The organism is Paenibacillus sp. AGC31, assembly GCF_057334655.1.
Window position 1 is genome coordinate 1 of sequence record NZ_JBHFJH010000034.1, and the last position, 19757, is coordinate 19757.

General features: G+C 45.2%; 17 protein-coding genes, 15 tRNA genes and 1 rRNA gene. 31 read left to right on the forward strand and 2 right to left on the reverse strand.

The window, feature by feature from the left end:
- The 17 genes from ACE04G_RS21555 to ACE04G_RS21635 all read left to right on the forward strand — a co-directional run.
- Positions 1 to 179 (forward strand): 23S ribosomal RNA (locus tag ACE04G_RS21555); the annotation flags it as partial.
- A gap of 66 nt (positions 180 to 245) precedes the next feature.
- A tRNA-Asn gene (locus tag ACE04G_RS21560) sits at positions 246 to 321 on the forward strand.
- Positions 322 to 324: 3 nt separating this feature from the next.
- Positions 325 to 416 (forward strand) — tRNA-Ser (locus ACE04G_RS21565).
- A 9-nt stretch (positions 417 to 425) separates the two neighbouring features.
- Positions 426 to 497, forward strand: a tRNA-Glu gene (locus ACE04G_RS21570).
- A 67-nt stretch (positions 498 to 564) separates the two neighbouring features.
- Positions 565 to 640 (forward strand) — tRNA-Val (locus ACE04G_RS21575).
- A gap of 17 nt (positions 641 to 657) precedes the next feature.
- Positions 658 to 731, forward strand: a tRNA-Met gene (locus ACE04G_RS21580).
- Between the two features lie 27 nt (positions 732 to 758).
- A tRNA-Asp gene (locus ACE04G_RS21585) sits at positions 759 to 836 on the forward strand.
- A 95-nt stretch (positions 837 to 931) separates the two neighbouring features.
- Positions 932 to 1007 (forward strand) — tRNA-Phe (locus ACE04G_RS21590).
- Between the two features lie 20 nt (positions 1008 to 1027).
- Positions 1028 to 1103: transfer RNA gene (locus tag ACE04G_RS21595), tRNA-Thr, on the forward strand.
- A gap of 9 nt (positions 1104 to 1112) precedes the next feature.
- A tRNA-Tyr gene (locus ACE04G_RS21600) sits at positions 1113 to 1198 on the forward strand.
- A gap of 6 nt (positions 1199 to 1204) precedes the next feature.
- Positions 1205 to 1278 (forward strand) — tRNA-Trp (locus ACE04G_RS21605).
- Between the two features lie 29 nt (positions 1279 to 1307).
- Positions 1308 to 1380 (forward strand) — tRNA-His (locus ACE04G_RS21610).
- Between the two features lie 22 nt (positions 1381 to 1402).
- Positions 1403 to 1477 (forward strand) — tRNA-Gln (locus tag ACE04G_RS21615).
- Between the two features lie 4 nt (positions 1478 to 1481).
- Positions 1482 to 1556, forward strand: a tRNA-Gly gene (locus ACE04G_RS21620).
- A gap of 6 nt (positions 1557 to 1562) precedes the next feature.
- A tRNA-Cys gene (locus ACE04G_RS21625) sits at positions 1563 to 1636 on the forward strand.
- A gap of 6 nt (positions 1637 to 1642) precedes the next feature.
- A tRNA-Leu gene (locus ACE04G_RS21630) sits at positions 1643 to 1721 on the forward strand.
- Positions 1722 to 1890: 169 nt separating this feature from the next.
- A complete protein-coding gene (locus tag ACE04G_RS21635) occupies positions 1891 to 2817 on the forward strand; it encodes a class I SAM-dependent methyltransferase (protein ID WP_221823665.1) in 927 nt (308 codons plus the stop codon).
- A gap of 486 nt (positions 2818 to 3303) precedes the next feature.
- On the opposite strand, the gene ACE04G_RS21640 is transcribed toward ACE04G_RS21635, so the two are convergent.
- Positions 3304 to 5694 (reverse strand): helix-turn-helix domain-containing protein, encoded by a 2391-nt coding sequence (locus ACE04G_RS21640; protein ID WP_221823664.1) that lies wholly within the window; start codon positions 5692 to 5694, stop codon positions 3304 to 3306.
- 555 nt (positions 5695 to 6249) lie between these two features.
- Here ACE04G_RS21640 and ACE04G_RS21645 point away from each other — a divergent pair.
- The 12 genes from ACE04G_RS21645 to ACE04G_RS21700 all read left to right on the forward strand — a co-directional run bounded on the left by ACE04G_RS21645 (position 6250) and on the right by ACE04G_RS21700 (position 16705).
- A complete protein-coding gene (locus ACE04G_RS21645; protein WP_017692311.1) occupies positions 6250 to 6558 on the forward strand; it encodes a LiaF transmembrane domain-containing protein in 309 nt (102 codons plus the stop codon).
- Between the two features lie 35 nt (positions 6559 to 6593).
- Positions 6594 to 7265 (forward strand): PspA/IM30 family protein, encoded by a 672-nt coding sequence (locus tag ACE04G_RS21650; protein WP_017692312.1) that lies wholly within the window; start codon positions 6594 to 6596, stop codon positions 7263 to 7265.
- A 4-nt stretch (positions 7266 to 7269) separates the two neighbouring features.
- The gene (locus ACE04G_RS21655) at positions 7270 to 7503 is read left to right on the forward strand and encodes a PspC domain-containing protein (RefSeq protein ID WP_017692313.1); all 234 of its coding nucleotides are present in this window, start codon (positions 7270 to 7272) and stop codon (positions 7501 to 7503) included.
- Positions 7504 to 7520: 17 nt separating this feature from the next.
- Positions 7521 to 8030 (forward strand): PspC domain-containing protein, encoded by a 510-nt coding sequence (locus ACE04G_RS21660; protein ID WP_449003627.1) that lies wholly within the window; start codon positions 7521 to 7523, stop codon positions 8028 to 8030.
- Between the two features lies 1 nt (position 8031).
- Positions 8032 to 8739, forward strand: coding sequence for a PspA/IM30 family protein (locus ACE04G_RS21665; RefSeq protein ID WP_017692315.1), 708 nt, complete (start codon positions 8032 to 8034; stop codon positions 8737 to 8739).
- Positions 8740 to 8889: 150 nt separating this feature from the next.
- Complete coding sequence (gene liaF / locus ACE04G_RS21670) at positions 8890 to 9537, forward strand: cell wall-active antibiotics response protein LiaF (RefSeq protein WP_091020935.1); 648 nt, start codon at positions 8890 to 8892, stop codon at positions 9535 to 9537.
- A gap of 31 nt (positions 9538 to 9568) precedes the next feature.
- Entirely contained in the window at positions 9569 to 10684 is a 1116-nt protein-coding gene (locus tag ACE04G_RS21675) for a sensor histidine kinase (protein WP_221823661.1), read from the forward strand.
- A complete protein-coding gene (locus tag ACE04G_RS21680; protein WP_091020933.1) occupies positions 10626 to 11294 on the forward strand; it encodes a response regulator transcription factor in 669 nt (222 codons plus the stop codon). Before ACE04G_RS21675 ends, ACE04G_RS21680 begins: the two co-directional genes overlap by 59 nt.
- A gap of 203 nt (positions 11295 to 11497) precedes the next feature.
- A complete protein-coding gene (locus ACE04G_RS21685; RefSeq protein ID WP_221823659.1) occupies positions 11498 to 12247 on the forward strand; it encodes a YwmB family TATA-box binding protein in 750 nt (249 codons plus the stop codon).
- Between the two features lie 215 nt (positions 12248 to 12462).
- Positions 12463 to 14013, forward strand: a complete 1551-nt coding sequence (zwf, locus tag ACE04G_RS21690; protein WP_221823657.1) for a glucose-6-phosphate dehydrogenase — start codon at positions 12463 to 12465, stop codon at positions 14011 to 14013.
- Positions 14014 to 14370: 357 nt separating this feature from the next.
- A complete protein-coding gene (locus ACE04G_RS21695) occupies positions 14371 to 14769 on the forward strand; it encodes a DoxX family protein (RefSeq protein ID WP_024634146.1) in 399 nt (132 codons plus the stop codon).
- Between the two features lie 352 nt (positions 14770 to 15121).
- Positions 15122 to 16705 carry a peptide chain release factor 3 gene (locus ACE04G_RS21700; protein ID WP_221823680.1) on the forward strand — a complete coding sequence of 528 codons (1584 nt, stop codon included), beginning with the start codon at positions 15122 to 15124 and terminating at the stop codon, positions 16703 to 16705.
- Between the two features lie 227 nt (positions 16706 to 16932).
- Here ACE04G_RS21700 and sspI read toward each other — a convergent pair whose 3' ends face one another.
- A complete protein-coding gene (gene sspI, locus ACE04G_RS21705; protein WP_036673259.1) occupies positions 16933 to 17166 on the reverse strand; it encodes a small acid-soluble spore protein SspI in 234 nt (77 codons plus the stop codon).
- A 128-nt stretch (positions 17167 to 17294) separates the two neighbouring features.
- Here sspI and ACE04G_RS21710 point away from each other — a divergent pair, with 128 nt between their 5' ends.
- On the forward strand, positions 17295 to 17996 hold the full coding sequence (locus ACE04G_RS21710; protein WP_076211287.1) for a potassium channel family protein: 702 nt from the start codon (positions 17295 to 17297) through the stop codon (positions 17994 to 17996).
- Positions 17997 to 18022: 26 nt separating this feature from the next.
- On the forward strand, positions 18023 to 18817 hold the full coding sequence (locus ACE04G_RS21715) for a TrmH family RNA methyltransferase (protein WP_221823656.1): 795 nt from the start codon (positions 18023 to 18025) through the stop codon (positions 18815 to 18817).
- Positions 18818 to 19757: the final 940 nt, after the last annotated feature.

Genomic DNA, 19757 nt, shown 5'->3' on the forward strand with positions numbered 1-19757 from the left:
CGCTGGGTAGCTATGTACGGACGGGATAAACGCTGAAAGCATCTAAGCGTGAAGCCCCCCTCAAGATGAGATTTCCCAGTATGTAAGACCCCTTGAAGACGACGAGGTAGATAGGCTGGGGGTGGAAGTGCAGCAATGCATGGAGCTGACCAGTACTAATCGGTCGAGGGCTTATCCAATAGCAAGTGATAATTCGCATGTTTCGTTTCGAATCTAGTTTTCAGAGAACGATCTCTGAAGCATATTCCCTGATAGCTCAGTTGGTAGAGCACTCGACTGTTAATCGAGTTGTCACAGGTTCGAGCCCTGTTCGGGGAGCCATATGGAGAGGTGTCCGAGCTGGCCGAAGGAGCACGATTGGAAATCGTGTAGGCGTCACAAGCGTCTCGAGGGTTCGAATCCCTCTCTCTCCGCCATAATATTAAGGCCCGTTGGTCAAGGGGTTAAGACACCTCCCTTTCACGGAGGTAACAGGGGTTCGAATCCCCTACGGGTCATAATAACTTCAAAAAAAGAAGTTGATTTTTACAACAAGATTATGATATGATCATAAATGTGTTGTTCGGAGGCTTAGCTCAGCTGGGAGAGCATCTGCCTTACAAGCAGAGGGTCGGGGGTTCGATCCCCTCAGCCTCCACCATATAAACTTTATAACGACGCGGGGTGGAGCAGCCCGGTAGCTCGTCGGGCTCATAACCCGAAGGCCGCAGGTTCAAATCCTGCCCCCGCAATTATACTTTCCTTTGAGAAAGTGATCTGGAACCGTGGTGTAGTTGGCCTAACATGCCTGCCTGTCACGCAGGAGATCGCGGGTTCGAATCCCGTCGGTTCCGCCATTTAATCTTTACATGAGGCAAACTGTTCACTACATCTGCTGTATGGCACTGGTGCCCTATATAAAGTGTAAGGAATTAAGATTAGACTTTATTATGGCTCGGTAGCTCAGTCGGTAGAGCAGAGGACTGAAAATCCTCGTGTCGGCGGTTCGATTCCGTCCCGAGCCACCATTTTTAAAACAATTTAATATGCCGGTGTAGCTCAACTGGTAGAGCAACTGACTTGTAATCAGTAGGTTGGGGGTTCAAGTCCTCTCGCCGGCACCATGTAATCCTGGAGGATTAGCGAAGTGGCCAAACGCATCAGACTGTAAATCTGCTCCCGTACGGGTTCGGTGGTTCGAATCCATCATCCTCCACCAGTTTTTAGGGGCATAGTTTAAAGGTAGAACAACGGTCTCCAAAACCGTTGGTGTGGGTTCAATTCCTGCTGCCCCTGCCAATTAACTTTTTAGAAAATAACCTTTTGTGGCGATCGTGGCGAAGTGGTTAACGCACCGGTTTGTGGATCCGGCATTCGGGGGTTCAATTCCCCTCGATCGCCCCTTTGTTTTTTTATTTTTTATTGGGGATTAGCCAAGCGGTAAGGCAACGGACTTTGACTCCGTCATGCATAGGTTCAAATCCTATATCCCCAGCCATTATGCGGACGTGGCTCAGCGGTAGAGCATCGCCTTGCCAAGGCGAGGGTCGCGGGTTCGATTCCCGTCGTCCGCTCCAAAATATGGCGCCATAGCCAAGTGGTAAGGCACAGCTCTGCAAAAGCTTTATCCCCAGTTCGAATCTGGGTGGCGCCTCCAGCATATGCCGGCGTGGCGGAATGGCAGACGCGCTCGACTCAAAATCGAGTGGGAAACCGTGGAGGTTCGAGTCCTCTCGCCGGTATATTGAATAGCCCTACATGTTGCTTATGCAATGTGTAGGGCTATTTTTATTTTATATAAATTGCTTTTTTGTATTGTAAGGATAGTTGGACGTTAATAAAGATTGACGTATGATTATATTCAGTATATTGTAGATAAGTAAAGTCTTTAATATAAAGGAGTGAAGTAGAGTGACTAATGGAAAAAATGTATCGGATACCGATCTCTTATTTGATCTTTCTGTATGGGAAGAGGCATGGAAGAATCGTCCGAGAAATTCAAAATATAAGAAGAATAGTACCCCCGTTAATACAGAAGAAGTTTTTGAGCGCTGGGCCAGGGATTATCATGCACAGTCGTTCACTGAAGAAGGAAAGCAGCGTTCTGAGCGCATTATGGGCTGGATTGAGAATCAGGGTGTGGAATTCGCAGGGTTATCCATTTTGGACATTGGAGCCGCTTCAGGCATATTTACCATTCCTTTTGCGGAGAAGGGTGCAAGTGTGACCGCAGTTGAGCCTTCTGAGTTGCTTGTCTCCCTTATGAAAGAGACGATACCTTCAGCTCTGGAATCCAAAATCGAAATCGTAAACGAACGATATGAGGAAATCTCTATTCAGGATAAAGGCTGGGAGAAGAAATATGACTTTGCATTTGCATCCATGTGTCCGGCGATGTCGGATTGGGAAACGATCGAGCAGGCGATCAATTGTGCCCGGAAGTATGTGTATATAAGTACTATGGCGGGACAGAAGGAACACACACTAATGGATGAACTTAAGGATATACTGGGGGTAACTTCTTCATATAAGGCCGGTGATATGGGTTATATTCAACAATTGTTGTATTTGAAGGGGTATTCATACACCATGATCATTACGAGAGAAGTTAACTCATTTGAAGTACCGGTGGAAGATGTTGTAGAGAAGCTGCCAGAATGGCTTAATACGTATGAGTTACCATCGGATGAAGATTCTCTCAGATTGGCTGAGAAGTATATCCGAGATACATACAAGGATAGTACGGTGACCTTCTCACACGGAGCAAGGTTTGGTAAAATTCTAATTCAACTTGAGCAGCCCAATATGAAAACAGTTTGCACTAAGGATAAACGATAAATCGTATAAGCTGCGTACGGTCTGAGGATCAGGAATAGAGACGTGGCAACTTAGTCTTACGTCTGAGGTAACGCTAGCAAGCATTGCACCGCCACCACAAGAAGATGCACGTGTGAAACATATGAAGTTAAGATTATAGAAATGAAATTGTAAGTGAAGGGAGCAGATATGTGCTCCCTCTTTTTTTGAAGCGAATAATTAATTGACTATACTAAACAACATCTTCGGTTACTTGAAGATGTTAAGCTGCTTCATGAGACTGCACATGGCTAAAGCCAATCTTTATTCAAACATCGAGACAACGAAAAGCAAAACACAGACCTAGTTTTCAGAGAATGATCTCTGAAGCATATTCCATGATATTTCAGTTGGTAGAGCACTCGACGGTTAATCGAGTTGTCACAGGTCCGAGCCTTGTTCGGGGAACCATATGGAGAGGTGTCCAAGCTGGCCGAAGGAGTACGACTTACAATCGTGCTCCTTTTTCTAATTTCTGTTCGACACTTCTGCTTTTTGCTTACGCTCCCGATACTGACCGGGGGTGATTCCTTCCCATTTACGGAATGATCGGATAAAGTTTTGCGGATTGTTGTACCGAAGTCGTGCTGCGATATCTTTAACGGTTAGATCACTTTCGTCCAGCCATTTTTTAGCGATATTAAATCGGTACTTGGTCAGATATTCACTAAATGCACAGCCTGTCTCTTTGCGGAAGACACTACTTAAGTAGTTGGCATTGTAGTGAAGCTTCAAGGCACATTCCTCAAGCGTCAGATCCTTATCATAATCTTGATGAATCATGGCAATCATCTTCTCAGATATATGCTGATACTGGGCATACTGTCTTGCTTTAAAAACCTGGATGATGGGCAAGATGACTTGATGTTTAAACCAATCCTCAACTTCAGCAGCGTACTGCAAACTATGAAGTTCATGAAACATCGAGCCACGACCTTGGGAGATCTGTCCGAGTCGTATGCCGGATTCCTGAGTCATTTGCAAAATATGTGTGAGTAGCCTCGTAAGAGCCACCTCATACTCCTCGGGTGTAACCTCCATACCAAAGATCACTTCAAGCAGTTGTTGCAAAAGAGCAGAGGCCTGGACTTCGTCCGCATTTTGAATAGCTTGGATCAACGAATATTCCAATGATTCCGGGTAGGTCATGGACCAAGTGGGAGCGTAATGATCTATGTTCTCATATTGAAAAATAATGCCTGTTCCCAGCTTCATCCGATGCCTCAGTGCTTCCATGGCTTCTGTGTAAGCTTGAGGGATGTGATGTAGAGAGCTGTGCGGCTGGCTGAAACCTATACTGACTTGAAGAGCCAGAATCTTATCCATCTGTTGTTGTAACTGCTCTGTTAATACATATAGCTGCTGTGAAAAAATAAACTGATCCTGTTCAACGGTCCCAATCACCGTGACTACCGTATGTTCCAGCACAATGGGAAGCAATTGTTGGTTATGCACAACCGTTTCCTCCAATATATTTTGAATAGCGAATAATAAGAGGTCACGATCACTAGCTCTATATTTTGTATGATTAACAAGATCGGCCTGTAGTGTAATAACAGCAATTTGTTGCCATTCCCGAACCTGATGCGTGTAGCCATATTCATTCAGGGTGCCATGAAGAGTATGAACAGGGATCTTACCCTGGAACAGATTCATCATAAAATGATTGCGAATCTGCAATAGATGCACATTAAGTGTGTTCTCTAATTGGGAGCGAGAAGCAGATAATTGTGAGACCCCTGCTCTGATCTGTTCGAACTCATCAGAAAATGGTGGTGATTGCTGAGCTACCGTGTTTCCTTCTTTGGACAGGTGGTTGTCACCAAGTTGGGTTAAAAGTATACGAATCGGGACATGCATTCGCTTGGAGCCGAGCCAGGCGAGTAATAATGAAAGTAAAAGTAAGAAGATACTGATATACAAGGTGTGTAATCCGATATCGATATATTCTTGTGTCAGAATATTGGTAGGTGAGATTAGAATATAAGTCCATCCTTTTAAGGTAGAAGGGCTATACGTCAGAGAATAATGTGTATCGGCGATCTTAACTTCCCGTTTTTCAAAACCCGTTGAAAATGTGATGGGTGATAGCTTGGTTATGTTGGCTTCCGTATCCCGATCCTGTAATCCAATGGCAGACAACGGTTGTCCAATGTATACAGGATCGGGATGCACCAAGATACGTTGTTCCCGATTCAAAATGATCAGTCCTGAGGCAGCATTGCCTAAGGAGGCTTCGCCTAGTGTATTTTGCAAAGAACATGCAGGAATTCCCGCAATCAGGGCAGCATCGGAAGACGTATTCAGATTCGGAATAGATCTCGCAAGGGCAATATGATAGATACAGCCTGTACCGGGTGAACGCTCATCATTACTGAATACCGATGAAGGGGAGAGCTGCCATCCAGAAGTTAACGTATCCGAAATCAATTCCTTCATGGGAAGAGCCAGTGGAAAATCCGTATTACGATATAATCCGGCATGATCAATAAGCCAATTCTGAGATTGATTCACCAGAGTAATATCCAGCAAAGGTTCCCATGACCTCATATTCTGAAATTCGCTCTGCAGCTTGTCGGCAAGCAAAGGTCCTTTCCCTTCTAGTGAAGAAGAAGCAGACAGGGAACGAAGGGTTACTGGAGAGCGAACGGCCTGATCAAGCATATAACTGACTGTAGCGAGTTTGTGTTCTACGTTGGATTGCATTTGTTCCAGCAACTGTCTGTTGGCCTGCATACGATGCAGCTCAGTTTGGTTTGATGAATAGATAAATGCGGCAATTCCCGTTAACAAAATGGGCAGGGTGCTTAACAGGATTCCGAAGATGATCATTTTATGGAGATAGCTGATTGGTCGCACAGTTTCAGTTCCACCCCTGACATTAGAAATAGTAACACTTTCTATTTTAGTAAACGCTTACATATAGAACAATCTAAATTTTGTTTATTTGGATAAATAAGTAATTTTATGAGAGGGTATAGAAGTGGAGATAAGGGATTGCTGATAGATGATTTTGCAGAAAAGGTTAGAGAAACGGCTTGGACTGACTATCCAATACGGAATCATGAGAAACGAAATTGCAGTGTGAACGTAAATAGAGACATGGACATCATTCTCTCTACCTGGTGATATCGGGTGAAGTAGAGCCTGAATACGGGGAATAGAAGCTATCTGGAGTGCTATTCAGCTTAGGTGGAACGTTGGTCTTATATAGGGACAGTCAAAGGTCCAACTAGATCCCCGACCTGAGTCTAGGATGAAAAACCGTCCACGGTCTGTTTTGAAAAGTCGCGGAATCCCCTAGAATAAGGACATAAGGTTAAACAAGAAACACAGAAGCAAAAAACAAGAAACAAACGAACAAATGACTCAACACATTAAAACGAACGAATGGAAGGGCGGTGAACAACAATTATGAGATTGAATAAGGGAAATGGCTGGGCGATTGTATTGATTGCGCTGGGAGCACTACTCCTCTTCGGAAAGTTAACTCCACTTCTTGGACACTTAATGGGTTATCTGATTCCGGTCCTGATGATTGCACTGGGATATTACGGAGTTAAACGAGGGAATGTGATGCTTGGCTGGATTGTTCTCATCATCGGTATCATCTCACTGATGGGTAAACTGGCATGGTTGATCGGACCGATCATCGCGATCGGGTTAATCATCTTTGGTATCTCAATGCTAAGCAATAACCGCAGTCGTCGTGGTCGGTACTAAGCTTTCACGATTATGAAAAGGAGGGACAGAACATAATGAGTGTATTTCGTCGAATGCGGGATATTACCGTAGCCAATCTGAACGAACATTTGGAGCAAAGTCAGGATCCAGTCAAACTGATTGATCAGTTCCTGGTCTCGACCCGCCAAGACATCGGTGAAGCCGAGAAACTTCGTCATCAATATGCAAGCCATACCAGACAAATGAAACAACAAGCCGATCAGGCAGCAGGTATGGTGAACAAACGGGAAGAGCAGGCTTCCATGGCTCTGAAAGCAGGGGAAGAACATCTCGCTAAGCTGGCCTTGCAGGAGAAAATCCTCCACGAGGAAAAAATGGAACAGTACAATGAATTGTATGCACAAAGTTATGCGGCATTACAGGAGCTGGATGAACAGATCGACCAGCTGAAGGTTGAATATCAGAATGTATACAGCAAACGCCAATATTACTACGCTCGTATGCAGACGATTCAGTTACAACAACGTATGAACCAGAGAGGCAACCACAACGGTCAGAATGTACCCCGTATGTTTAACCGACTGGATGATCAAGTCTCTGATCTCGAATATGAAGCACAAAGTCTCCGCGATATCCGGCGGATGAATCAAGATGGTTCAGGAGTGACTGGCAGCATGTCATCCTCTACGCTGGATAAGGAACTGGAGCGCTTAAGACAGAAATTGAACAATGACAGAAAGGAGTAGTCACATGAGTAAATTATACCGCTCGGCGCGTAATCGAATGCTAACAGGTTTGATCGGCGGCATTTCTGAAAATCTCGGATTGAGTACCACGCTGCTACGTATCATCTTCTTCATCAGTATTTTCGCTACGGGAGGTACATCATTGTTGATCTACTTCATCGCTGCATTGGTCGTACCAAAGGAATCCAATCACGTTGATCCATATGCTTATGATTCCAACGTAAGAGGATATAAGTAAACGAAAGGAGCAAGCACATGAGCAAATTATACCGCTCAACGCGTGACCGGATGTTAACCGGCTTGTGCGGCGGAATTTCCGAAACCATCGGAATGGATTCCACCCTGCTGCGTATCATCTTTGTTATCAGTATCTTCGTAACTGGCGGCACGTCGTTGTTAATATACTTTATTGCAGCACTGGTGGTACCAAAAGAACCGTATCCGCCTTATGATCCATATGGCTACGGTCCGGGCCCAGGCCCTGGTCCTGGCAGAGGATACAACAACTATGATCACCAGCCACCAAGAGGTCCTTTTCAAAATAATCACAACCAACAAGGTCCTGGTAACTTCGGTCCCGGCCCTGGATACAACAGCAGACCCCAATCTGGTCCGCGTTCTTATGACAACAACGCCTACGGAGCAGGTGCATCGCAAGAAAGTGAACTTGATTCCATGATGAAAGATATCGAGAAAAAAGCACTGAAAAAAGAAGTTGAAGAGCTTCGCCAAAAATTATCTCGTTACGAGAAGGGAGAAAAGTAAAATGGGAGTATTTAAACGGATTAAGGATATGACGAAAGCATCGGTAAATGATATGTTGGATAAAGTAGAGGACCCGATTGTAATGTTGAACCAGTACTTGCGTGATATGGAGGCAGAGATTCATGAGGCAGAGGTAACTGTTGCCAAACAAATGGCAAATGAGCGTCGCATGAAACAACGTTTGGATGAAGCAGAGCGTACTTCGGTACAACGTGAGTCCCAAGCAGAAGCTGCTCTGTCTAACGGTCAGGAAGAAGTGGCACGCAAGTTGTTGGAAGAGAAAATCTACTTTGATCAAAAAATTACGGAGTACAGCGAACTGCATGCACAGTCCGAAGCACAAGCAAAAGATCTGTTGCAACAGTTGCATGATATGAAAGATGAGTTCTACAAAATGCGTAACAAACGTAATGAACTTGTATCCCGTGCACAAATGGCAAAAGCCAAAAAACAAATGTCTTCCATCAACAGCTTGCATTCGATCGAAAGTGGCGGCGCATCACTTGGATTCCACCGCATGGAAGAGAAAATCATGCAGCTGGAAGCTGAAGCTGACGTAGCTCGTGCACCTTATCGCAACACATCATCCACGTACACAAATCCTGTAGATGTGGAAAAACAGTTCAAAGTGGACCAGCAATTACAAGCCCTCAAGAACAAAATGGGCAATGGTTCCAAGAATGAAGCGAACGGAACTTCAAAAGAATAACTGTTCGCTTAGTGGACAATATGATATTCTATAAATCGTGTATAATGTACGGTTGGTAGAACAAAAGTTAAGCCATACAGGACTTCATTGCCTGGTATGGCTTTTCCGTTGAATAAAGAGAGATTAACTTACAGAGGAGGTGCGGCGGGGATGAATCAAAAGAGTAAATGGCTTGCAGTTGTCATTATGATTATTGGCACAATGATGTTATTGAATGACAATATTAATTTCCTGACCGCTGCCGCACTGATTCTGTTAACGGTTGGAATGCTTCAAGTCCGCAATGGGGATACCCGCAAAGGTCATCGGTATCTTGGCATTGGTGCGGCACTGTTATTGCTGGATAATTTAATGATTGTATTTTTGATTGTACTGGCATCGTTAGCTTACTTTTATTCAAAAAACAAAAAGATTCATCTGGACGAAGGCGTTATGAAGAAACAGAATTTCATGGCTCGGTACTACTGGGATCAATCATCCTGGACGTTACGTAGTATGAGTCTGTGGCATGCCATAGGTGAGGTTAACGCCGATCTATCTCTTTCGATTCCGGAGGAGAAACAAACAATTGTGCTGCTGCAAGGAGTTATGGGTAATGTTCGCCTTACGCTACCAGAAGATTATGGTGTGGAGATTGAAGCATCGGTTCTTTTCGGCCGGATTAATCTTCTTGGAGAACAAGATAGCGGTATGATGAACAAATTAGTATGGAGAACACCTGGATATGAATCCAGTGAACATAAAGCAAAATTTGTCATTTCTTATATAGTTGGCGACCTAAGCATCAGTAATCCGTAGTAATATAGATGAAGAGAAGGAGGAGACCCCGATGAAGACAAAACGACATACCGACATGGTAACCCGAAGTATGGGTGAAGGGATCCTCCTGGTTTTCATTGTGCTCGCTGTTATTTTGTATGTATTGTATACATATGGTTATCTTGCTCCGTTTACAGGCTGGCGCCATCTGATTCAATCGGGTCTGGCCTTATTGCTGCTTCTGATTGGAATCGGTGCGGTCTTTGGGTTCTATCAGAGTTACCGGGTTAAACGCCGGCTTGAACTGCTGCGGGAAACACTTCTACTGTGGGAGAAGGGCTCTCTATCACGCACTGTACCTGATCTGGGCGATGATGATGTGGGTCGTCTAAGTGACCAACTCGGACGAATCGGCAAAAAGTGGGAAGATCAGGTATCTTCGCTCCAGCGATTGTCTACTCATAATGCACAGCTTGCTGAACAAGCCAGAATTACGGCTATTGTGGAAGAGCGGCAGCGTTTGGCACGGGAACTGCATGATGCGGTATCGCAGCAATTGTTCGCGATATCCATGACAGCAACGGCCGTTGGACGGAAGATGGAGAAGGATTTTGAACGTGCTCAGCGGCAGGTGGCTTTGATTGAGGAGATGGCTTCGGTAGCTCAGTCCGAGATGCGTGCGCTACTGTTACATCTGCGGCCAGTCTATCTGGAGGGTAAACATCTCGAACAAGGTCTGCGTGATCTGGTGATGGAACTGAAAACCAAAGTACCCATGGACATTGTGTTCGAAATGGACGAAGACATTGATCTGATCAAAGGCATCGAAAATCATCTGTTTCGAATCGTCCAGGAGGCTATGTCCAATACATTACGACATGCAAAAGCGGAAAAAATGGAGATACGGATCCAGCGCCGTACTGATGCGATCCGGGTATTGATTCGTGATGATGGGCAAGGCTTTGATCTGGATGAGAATAAACAAGCTTCCTACGGTCTGGCTAACATGCGTGAACGTGTTACGGAGATTGGCGGAGCCATACAATTTGTAACAGCGCCTGGTAAGGGAACGCGGATTGAGATTACGATACCTTTGATGAACGATGAAAGCGAGGAAGAACATGTCAATGGAACCGGAAGTCGAAACGGAGACGGAAACGTCGATCAAAGTATTGCTCGTGGATGATCATGAGATGGTACGTATTGGTCTTGCAGCGGTACTGGATACCGAAGATGGAATTGAAGTTGTTGGTGAAGCAGGTAGTGGAGAAGAAGGCATTCGGCTCGCACAGGAATATAAGCCTGATGTTGTTCTGATGGACCTGGTTATGGAAGGAATGGATGGCATTGAGGCTACTCGTCAGGTACTTAAAATGTATCCGGAGTGCAAAGTCATTGTATTGACCAGTTACCTGGATGATGAAAAAATGTATCCTGTCATTGAAGCAGGCGCATTCAGTTATCTGTTGAAAACATCAAGAGCCAATGAAGTGGCAGATGCGATTCGCGCAGCCGCTCGCGGACAATCCGTTCTGGAGTCACAGGTGGCTTCGAAAATGATGAATCGGTTCCGGCAGCCACAGGCAGCAGCTCCTTTGCATGATGAGTTGACAGACCGTGAAATGGATGTGCTCCGGTTGCTCGCCAAAGGTAAATCGAATCAGGACATCGCTGATGATCTGATCATTGGTATCAAGACGGTCAAATTCCATGTTACCAACCTACTGGCAAAATTGGGCGTAGACGACCGTACACAGGCTGCGATCTATGCTTATAAAAACGGACTTGCAGAGTAATAACAAGAACTATATGCTATAACATCATTAAGCCAAAGAACCGTGCATTAATGTGCGGAAGTTATAGAGAATGGAAAGCTCCGATCTGCCATGCATGTGGCGGGTGGGGCTTTTTTGTTGTGTTCAGAAGAAGTATAGGTAATGTGGGAAAGGGGCATGCTGTTGATAGATTCATAGAATGCAAGAAAGAGCGGGGGATTCGAATGTTAAATCGTTGGATAACAGCAGGTATATTGGCAATAGCAATCATTATTCTTATCGGTGTGACACAGGTATACGCAGAGAAAAACGAACCCAAAGCAGCCCAACTGGAACAGTTAATCGATACTGCTGACAGCATGATTGATAATGTTGATCGTCTGGTTATTAAATGGCAAGGAGAAGGCAAGGGAGATGCACAAGCGCAGGCCGTGTTACTGGCAAGTCACTTGGGGCTTGAACCACCTGTGCGGGTACGCCAGACGGGCCATGATGTGTATCGCAGTGAGATGGTTGTCAATGAGGCTACTGGAGCAACAGGGATGTTGGTTAATGTCGTCGAGACAGGAGATAACGGCTACTACGCCATCGTACAACTTTCAGGGGATGCCCACACGGATCGGAAGGCATTAATGACAGTACATGAACAGATCGGCCAACTGCTTGTAGATTCAGGCATGAAGGCAACCTGGAATATGTCTGTGCAAGGTACAGCAGGTACTGCTACTGAACATGATGCGAGTCAGCAATTGGAACTGATCGAAGAACAGCTGTCCATAAAGGTGGATATCACCTCCGTCGAACGTTATACAGATGCAGGCACTGCAAGTGTCTCTTATAAGGCGGCTGAGCTGCCATTGTCGATCAAGAGTGGCTCGCATATGTTGAATATGCAACTGGCAGTTCACCAAGTTGGGGAAGAGGTCGATAATCGAATTACAGTGGGGTTTCCGGTGATTACGATTGAATATTAAGGGATGAATTTTTCATGAATTGGGACCCAATATTGAGAATCTTTATCAGAAAAATGAGTTTGAAATAGTGCATCCATTCAGTTGATATGCTAAAATGGCATCACATCCAAGAAGGAACTTGCTGGTAATTGACAGTTGTATGTCGTGCATATATAACACCATTACATAGCTCGGGGAGAGCATGAAGGTTATCTTCCCGGAAGAAAGAGGAGCCCATGGTTGAAAAACAATTGCAAGATGAAGTACAGACACCAGGCGCAGTATTTTTCATTTTTGGAGCAACGGGTGATTTGGCCCGCCGGAAGCTGTTTCCGGCTATCTACAGTCTTTACCGCGAAGGCAAGCTTGCAGAAGACTTTGCGGTTATTGGCGTAGCACGTCGTCCGAGGTCCCCAGAAGAATTCCGGGAAGACATCTATGAATCCATTAAGGAATTCTGCCGTTATCCAGCGGGGGAACCTGATGAGTGGAACGCTTTTGTCGAGCATTTTGAATACAAAGCACTGGATATCAATAATGTGGAAGGGTTCAAAGAGCTGCGTGCGCAGACGGAGCATCTGGAATCAAAGTTTAACACGCCGGGGAACCGGCTGTTCTATCTGGCACTGGCGCCTGAGCTGTTTGGCAGTGTCTCGTACAGTTTGCGGGACGGCGGTATGCTGGACAGTCAGGGGTGGAACCGTTTGGTGATCGAAAAACCATTTGGTTATGATCTGCAATCCGCTGAACATCTGAATGAGCAGATTCGTGAGGTATTCCGTGAAGAGGAAATCTATCGGATTGATCATTATCTGGGCAAGGAGATGGTGCAAAATATCGAAGTGATCCGCTTCGGGAATGCTTTTTTTGAACCGCTCTGGAATAACAAACATATTGCCAACGTTCAGATTACGCTCGGTGAAACAGTAGGCGTGGAAGAACGTGGCGGTTATTATGATCACTCCGGTGCACTGCGTGATATGGGGCAGAATCATATGCTTCAGATGCTGACGATGATTGCGATGGAGCCACCAAGTCGCCTGTTCCCGGAGGATATTCGGGATGAGAAGGTGAAGGTATTGCGCTCATTGCGAGCCTTTACTTCGGATGATGAAGTGAGCAACAACGTTGTGCGGGGACAGTATTCCGAAGGGGAGTACCGTGGCAAGCAGCTTCCGGGGTATCGCCAGGAAGACAAGGTTGATCCACAGTCGAATACGGAGACTTATTTTGCAGCACGTGTATTCGTGGATAATTTCCGCTGGGCGGGTGTTCCATTCTACATTCGGACAGGCAAGCGTCTTCCGGTGAAAACAACCGAGATCGTAGTTGAGTTCAAGTCGATGCCAAACAACGTGTACCTTGGGAAAAAGTATAAGCTCGAACCGAACCTGCTGGTTATTCGGGTGAATCCGATGGAAGGCATATATATCAAAATCAATGCCAAGAAACCAGGCTCAGATTCCGAGATTCAGCCACTCGCAATGGATTTCTGTCAGAGCTGCATGATTGGAATTAACTCGCCTGAAGCATATGAACGTCTGCTGCACGATGCTGCAGAGGGGGATTCTACGTACTTTACCCGTTGGGATGAAGTGGCAACAGCCTGGTCCTTTGTGGATCGGATTGCAGCAGCCTGGGGACAGAATCAGGGAGAGCTTCATACGTACCCTGCTGGAACATGGGGGCCAGAAGCGACAGATAAGCTACTGGAGCAGGACGGATTCCACTGGTGGCCGGTGAATGGTCAGGACGAGGACAGCGTGATCTGGCAAGTGAATGGTTAGGGTAAGGGCATTAACAATATACACAAGATGACTGAGCCTGGGGAAATCGCAAATTTTGCGGTGTACCCAGGCTTTTTAGCGGGGGAAAGGTAGGTATCCATCATAAGGAAACAAGTAATTTAAATTAAGTTGTTGACAAAAAGTAAGTATGTAACTTATACTCAACACATGAGTTAAAGAGTTACGCAAATGACAAACTTCATTCGGGCAAACGTTTCGGATAAGTTATCATTCATGAGATAAAATGTAAACCAGTTGAAGGGGTTTGCGACAAAGAGAATCATGAAAAAAATATGCATAATATCTTTAATCTAAGAATACTATTTTGTATATATCGAATGGAGGAAAAAGAAAATGATGTTGGATGTAGGGTTGTTGTTGATTCGTTTGGTGATTGGATTGTCGTTCATGGCGCATGGGGCTCAAAAGCTGTTTGGTTGGTTCGGAGGTTACGGGATCAAGGGTACAGGCGGCTGGTTTGAGTCGATGGGCATGAAGCCTGGTGCATTGGTGGCGTTACTGGCTGGACTTGCGGAATTCGGTGGCGGATTGCTGTTGGCTCTGGGTCTGCTTACACCAGTAGGTGGCATTCTGATTGCATTGACGATGGTCATTGCGATTGTGAAAGTCCATGGTGCGAACGGTTACTGGTCCACACAGAACGGATTCGAATATAATCTCGCGATTCTGGTGATTGGTGTAGCGCTGGCCCTGACGGGTGGCGGACAATACGCGCTGGATGCATTGATTTTCTAAACCCGAAAAATAAAAATGAATGAGGAGTGCCTGGATGCCATGGAAAATGGCTGAAGGGTGCTTTTTTTTGCAAGTGAAAAGAGAAGAATCTGCGGTAGTAATCGGTTATTTTCAGTACAGATTATGGTACAATAGGAGAGTTGGGTTAAGAAGCAGTTCACGGTATGCATGAAAGCACAGATTTGAGGAGGATGAACTCCATTGTAAATGTGTAAAATTAATCTAGTGAGTAAATACCTAGTACGTAAAAACTCGTGTACAATCAACCGGCCTCGCCGGATTGCATAAAGATTGAATGATGGACCGGCCATGCCGGATTAACGTGAATGAACGGACGAAAGGGATTAAACCTATGAGCAAAGCTGCAAATGAAATTCTTCAACAGGAAGTGGACAAACGCCGGACGTTTGCCATTATCTCTCACCCGGATGCGGGTAAAACTACATTGACCGAGAAACTGTTGCTGTTCGGGGGCGCGATTCGCCTTGCGGGAACGGTAAAGGCTCGGAAAGCCAGCAAACACGCAACAAGTGACTGGATGGAAATTGAGAAACAACGGGGGATCTCGGTTACTTCTTCCGTAATGCAATTTGATTATCTGGATCATCGCGTTAACATTCTGGATACACCGGGTCACCAGGATTTCAGTGAAGATACGTATCGTACACTGACGGCTGCCGATAGCGCGGTGATGTTGATTGACGTGGCAAAAGGTGTCGAGGCCCAAACAATCAAGTTGTTCCAGGTGTGTGCGAAGCGTGGCATTCCAATCTTTACGTTTATCAACAAACTCGACCGTGAGGGTAAAAGCCCATTTGACCTGATGGAAGAACTTGAAAATGTACTGGGTATTCGTTCGGTTCCGATGAACTGGCCTATTGGTACAGGTCGCGAGCTGTGCGGTGTCTATGACCGGATGAAAAATCAGGTGGAATTGTTCCAAGGGGACGATCACTCGACGATTAAAGTACAAAAGGTAGACGGCTACAAAGATCCAATTATCCGTGAGATGGCAGGAGAATACCTGCATGATCAATTGTGTCAGGATCTGGAGTTGCTGGATATCGCGGGCGACCAATTCGACATGGAGAAAGTTCAACGCGGCGAACTGACCCCTATTTTCTTCGGTAGTGCGATCAACAATTTCGGCGTACAGACCTTCTTGGAGAATTTCCTTGAACTGGCACCGAAGCCTGAACCACGTCGCAGTACGGCAGGAGAGATTCAGCCAACGAATGAGAAATTCAGCGGTTATGTGTTCAAGATTCAAGCGAATATGAACCCGGCACACCGGGATCGTATTGCGTTCCTGCGAATTGTATCAGGCAAGTTCCAACGTGGAATGAGTGTGAAGCATACTCGTGTGGGCAAAGAGATCAAGCTGTCACAGCCACAGCAATTCCTGGCACAAGACAGGGATATTGTGGAAGAAGCGTATGCTGGCGATATTATCGGTTTGTTCGATCCGGGTATCTTCCGGATTGGTGATTCACTGAGTCAAGGCAGCGAGGTGGTCTTTGAGGAGTTGCCAACGTTCTCACCAGAGATTTTCGCCAAAGTTACTGTGAAAAATGCGTTAAAACATAAACAGTACCAAAAAGGAATTGATCAGTTGACGGAGGAAGGAACCATTCAGGTGTTCCAGACGGCAAGTTTCGACGAGACAATCCTCGGCGTAATTGGTCAACTTCAATTCGAGGTATTTGAATACCGGATGAAAGGCGAGTACGGGGTAGACGTGCAATTGCAGCGCATGCCTTATCAGTTCGCTCGCTGGATTGTGGACGAGAATCTGGACCCAAGCAAATTCCGGATTAACTCTGCACTTGTAAAAGATAAAAAAGGGAATTATGTGGTGCTCTTCGAAAATGAGTACGCAATGAGAACGGCTATGGATAAAAATCCTACAGCTGAATTCCTGGAGACTGCGCCTTAAGTAAAGACAAAAGTATTTCGTGGGATTGTTAAAAGGTTAGTTAAACGTGACAAGCTCATGTGATGAGATAGAGCTTGTTAAAAATAAGATCCCTCCGCCGATTGGCGGAGGGATCTATTGCTATACACCTTACCTGGAGGCGGGTATGATCCAGCCGAATAAGGGAAAGCTTTCTTTTGCAGACAGAACAAACGTAATGATGGTTACCTTACCCTCCAATGCTTCGATTAACGAAGCGGTTGAACGGGAATGGTGTGCAGATGCTCCTGCGCGATTTGAATGAGTTCTTCCTGCTTGGCAGGTTCTGTGTTCTTCCAGATCATCTCGAAAATGGCGCCAAGTCCAGGTAATGCAGCTTCCGGTCCATCTACTGAACCTTCAATCATCTCCCGGAGCTGATCATCACTCTTGTCATGAACTTTATGAACAATCGCTTCACGCAGGCTTAATGTAATGGGCATCGCAATTCCCTCCTCGTATATTCGGCTGCTCTAATACTGTTCCCTGGGAAGCGCGAGCGCATTCAAGTTTATCGGGCTTTGTGGTATACTACGAAGGATTATTTACGTTAGCATGGGTATCCGTAATGATGCGTCATGCTGAAGTGCAGCGGGAGGTTAAGACCCTAATGGCCAAGAAACAGTATGCCGTAATTGGGATGGGACGGTTCGGATCAAGTGTTGCCAATGCACTGAGTGGCATGGGATTCGATGTGCTGGCAATTGATGCGGACGAGCAGCGGACTCAGGAAATGTCCAATGTGGTGACCCATGCGGTATCGGCAGATTCAACAGATGAAGAAGCGCTGCGTGCGCTGGGCATACGAAATTTCGACGTTGTCGTTGTGGCGATTGGTGAAGATATTCAGGCGAGCATTCTGACAACCCTGATATTAAAAGATATGGGAGTACCAGTGCTGATCGTAAAAGCTCAAAATGAGCTTCATGGTAAGGTATTGCAGAAGATTGGTGCAGATAAAGTCATCTATCCTGAGCGGGATATGGGACTGCGCGTAGCCCATCATCTGACCTCGCCTAATATACTGGATTACATCGAGTTATCTGAGGATTACAGCATTTTGGAGATGAGAGCCTCCGAGCAAATGATCGGTAAGAACCTGATGGAATTAAATATCCGTGCACGTTTCGGTTGTAACGTGATGGCGATTCGCAGTGGGAATTCGATGAACATCTCCCCGTACGCGGAGGACCGGATCGAGGCTGGAGATGTGCTGATCATTGTGGGTCACAAGGATCATTTGACGAAAATGGAGCTTGCGTATCCGAAGTGATGGATGCAGATGGGAAGGATGGAAAGATGGATATTGTATCACCGCAAAATACACGTGTAAAAGAATGGGCACAGTTGCTGGAGAAAAAGCATCGTACCCGTCAACATAAATATATCATTGAGGGCATTCATCTGGTACAGGAAGCATTACGTGCCGGAGCAGATCTTGAGTGTATTGTGTACGATGGAGAGCAAGGCGTACCGAATGAGCTTGCCGGGCTTGAAAACCCGCTTCAGCGTGTGGAGTGGGTCAGTGTATCTCCTGCGGTTATCGCCAAATGTACGGATACAATGACTCCACAGCCTGTATTCGCGATTGTGCGTAAAGGCAGTGAGCCACTGGAAAGCCTGATCGCAGGAGCGCGAGGGCTTGTTGTGGTGCTTGATGGGGTACAGGACCCAGGTAATGTAGGGACAATCATCCGTAGTGCGGATGCAGCTGGAGCCGCTGGGGTCGTACTTGGCGCGGGCTGTGCTGATGTATATAATCCGAAGACGATTCGTTCGACGATGGGCTCGCTGTTCCATCTGCCCATTGTGGAGGGCCAGTTGGAATCCTTGCTTCCCGAAGCGAAGGCTGCGGGCGTGAAGCTGGTTAGTACTTCTTTGCAGGCAGAGCATTCATGTTATAGTTATGATTTTACGCAGTCGGTATGGCTTGTCATTGGTAACGAAGGTAAAGGTATTTCAGACGCTACGGCGCGTTTGGTAGATGATGCGATTACGATTCCGATGCAGGGACAGGCTGAGTCACTTAATGCGGCAATGGCGGCGACGATTTTACTGTTTGAGGCGATGAGACAGCGGATATTTAACAAATAAATAATTCCTGTCTAATTGTATTTTTACCGTCCCTAACAAAAATTAACTGTCCCAAACCACCAAAGACTGGAGCTTGGTTGCCGCTTTTTCCCCAACCATTTCTCCAGTCTTTTATTTTCAATTGAACTCTTTTCAATTGAATTCATAAGTTGAACATGATCTTACTATTTCCATATAATTGAAGAAAACTAGAGGCCATTAGAAATGATACTAAAACTTTGGAAATGACTTAACAGTGCGTAGAATAATCGTAAGTTCATTATAGTTATTAGATCTGGATAGAAATATCATTTCAATATTTTTTCTCCATACCCAAACAGCAGTTGGGAGGAAAATAGCAAATAAGATGAGAAATATTGGATCAGACTATCGATGTTAGTGTGGTTAAACCTATTGTTTCTCAAAAAGTAATAAACTTCATCACACCGTAATGCAAAAAGAATTTCTTTATCATATGTAAGTTTTGATTTTCCAACGAGGTATGCTAGTTCCTTATATTCTGTTCGGATGTATTTTCGTGAAGATTGAATTGTGGCTAAGTGAGATAAAAGAGTAATCGTGCCTAGGCATACTAAGAAGATTCCGTAAAAGTAACCAGGTGAGTAATCCCATACTAACAATAAAACAATACAAAGTAGAAGTTGTGCCATGAGTAACGAACAAGATAATACAAATACTACCTCAAATCTACGGGCGCGCATATTAAAAAGTTTATTCCGTAGAGTTAATTCCTCGAAACAGATTTTATAGATTTGATGTTTTAATTTTTGATCAGCTACAGAATGTCTATTCATTAAATCACTCCTCTATATAGATTTTATCGGAGCGTCCCTTGGATTCTTTTAATGTTCAAGATTATTATTAAATGAATCATTTTTATAAATCGCCCGTCTAAAGAAGTATAGACTGCTTTCCATCCGGTTTTTCCTGTTTTTTTTAA

Excerpts from the sequence above, each read along its gene's own strand:
- ACE04G_RS21645 (WP_017692311.1), top strand. The coding sequence starts at position 6,250 with ATGAGATTGAATAAGGGAAATGGCTGGGCGATTGTATTGATTGCGCTG.
- ACE04G_RS21650 (WP_017692312.1), top strand. The coding sequence starts at position 6,594 with ATGAGTGTATTTCGTCGAATGCGGGATATTACCGTAGCCAATCTGAAC.
- ACE04G_RS21655 (WP_017692313.1), top strand. The coding sequence starts at position 7,270 with ATGAGTAAATTATACCGCTCGGCGCGTAATCGAATGCTAACAGGTTTG.
- ACE04G_RS21660 (WP_449003627.1), top strand. The coding sequence starts at position 7,521 with ATGAGCAAATTATACCGCTCAACGCGTGACCGGATGTTAACCGGCTTG.
- ACE04G_RS21665 (WP_017692315.1), top strand. The coding sequence starts at position 8,032 with ATGGGAGTATTTAAACGGATTAAGGATATGACGAAAGCATCGGTAAAT.
- liaF (WP_091020935.1), top strand. The coding sequence starts at position 8,890 with ATGAATCAAAAGAGTAAATGGCTTGCAGTTGTCATTATGATTATTGGC.
- ACE04G_RS21675 (WP_221823661.1), top strand. The coding sequence starts at position 9,569 with ATGAAGACAAAACGACATACCGACATGGTAACCCGAAGTATGGGTGAA.
- ACE04G_RS21680 (WP_091020933.1), top strand. The coding sequence starts at position 10,626 with ATGGAACCGGAAGTCGAAACGGAGACGGAAACGTCGATCAAAGTATTG.
- ACE04G_RS21685 (WP_221823659.1), top strand. The coding sequence starts at position 11,498 with ATGTTAAATCGTTGGATAACAGCAGGTATATTGGCAATAGCAATCATT.
- zwf (WP_221823657.1), top strand. The coding sequence starts at position 12,463 with ATGGTTGAAAAACAATTGCAAGATGAAGTACAGACACCAGGCGCAGTA.
- ACE04G_RS21695 (WP_024634146.1), top strand. The coding sequence starts at position 14,371 with ATGTTGGATGTAGGGTTGTTGTTGATTCGTTTGGTGATTGGATTGTCG.
- ACE04G_RS21700 (WP_221823680.1), top strand. The coding sequence starts at position 15,122 with ATGAGCAAAGCTGCAAATGAAATTCTTCAACAGGAAGTGGACAAACGC.
- sspI (WP_036673259.1), bottom strand. The coding sequence starts at position 17,166 with ATGCCCATTACATTAAGCCTGCGTGAAGCGATTGTTCATAAAGTTCAT.
- ACE04G_RS21710 (WP_076211287.1), top strand. The coding sequence starts at position 17,295 with ATGCGTCATGCTGAAGTGCAGCGGGAGGTTAAGACCCTAATGGCCAAG.
- ACE04G_RS21715 (WP_221823656.1), top strand. The coding sequence starts at position 18,023 with ATGGATATTGTATCACCGCAAAATACACGTGTAAAAGAATGGGCACAG.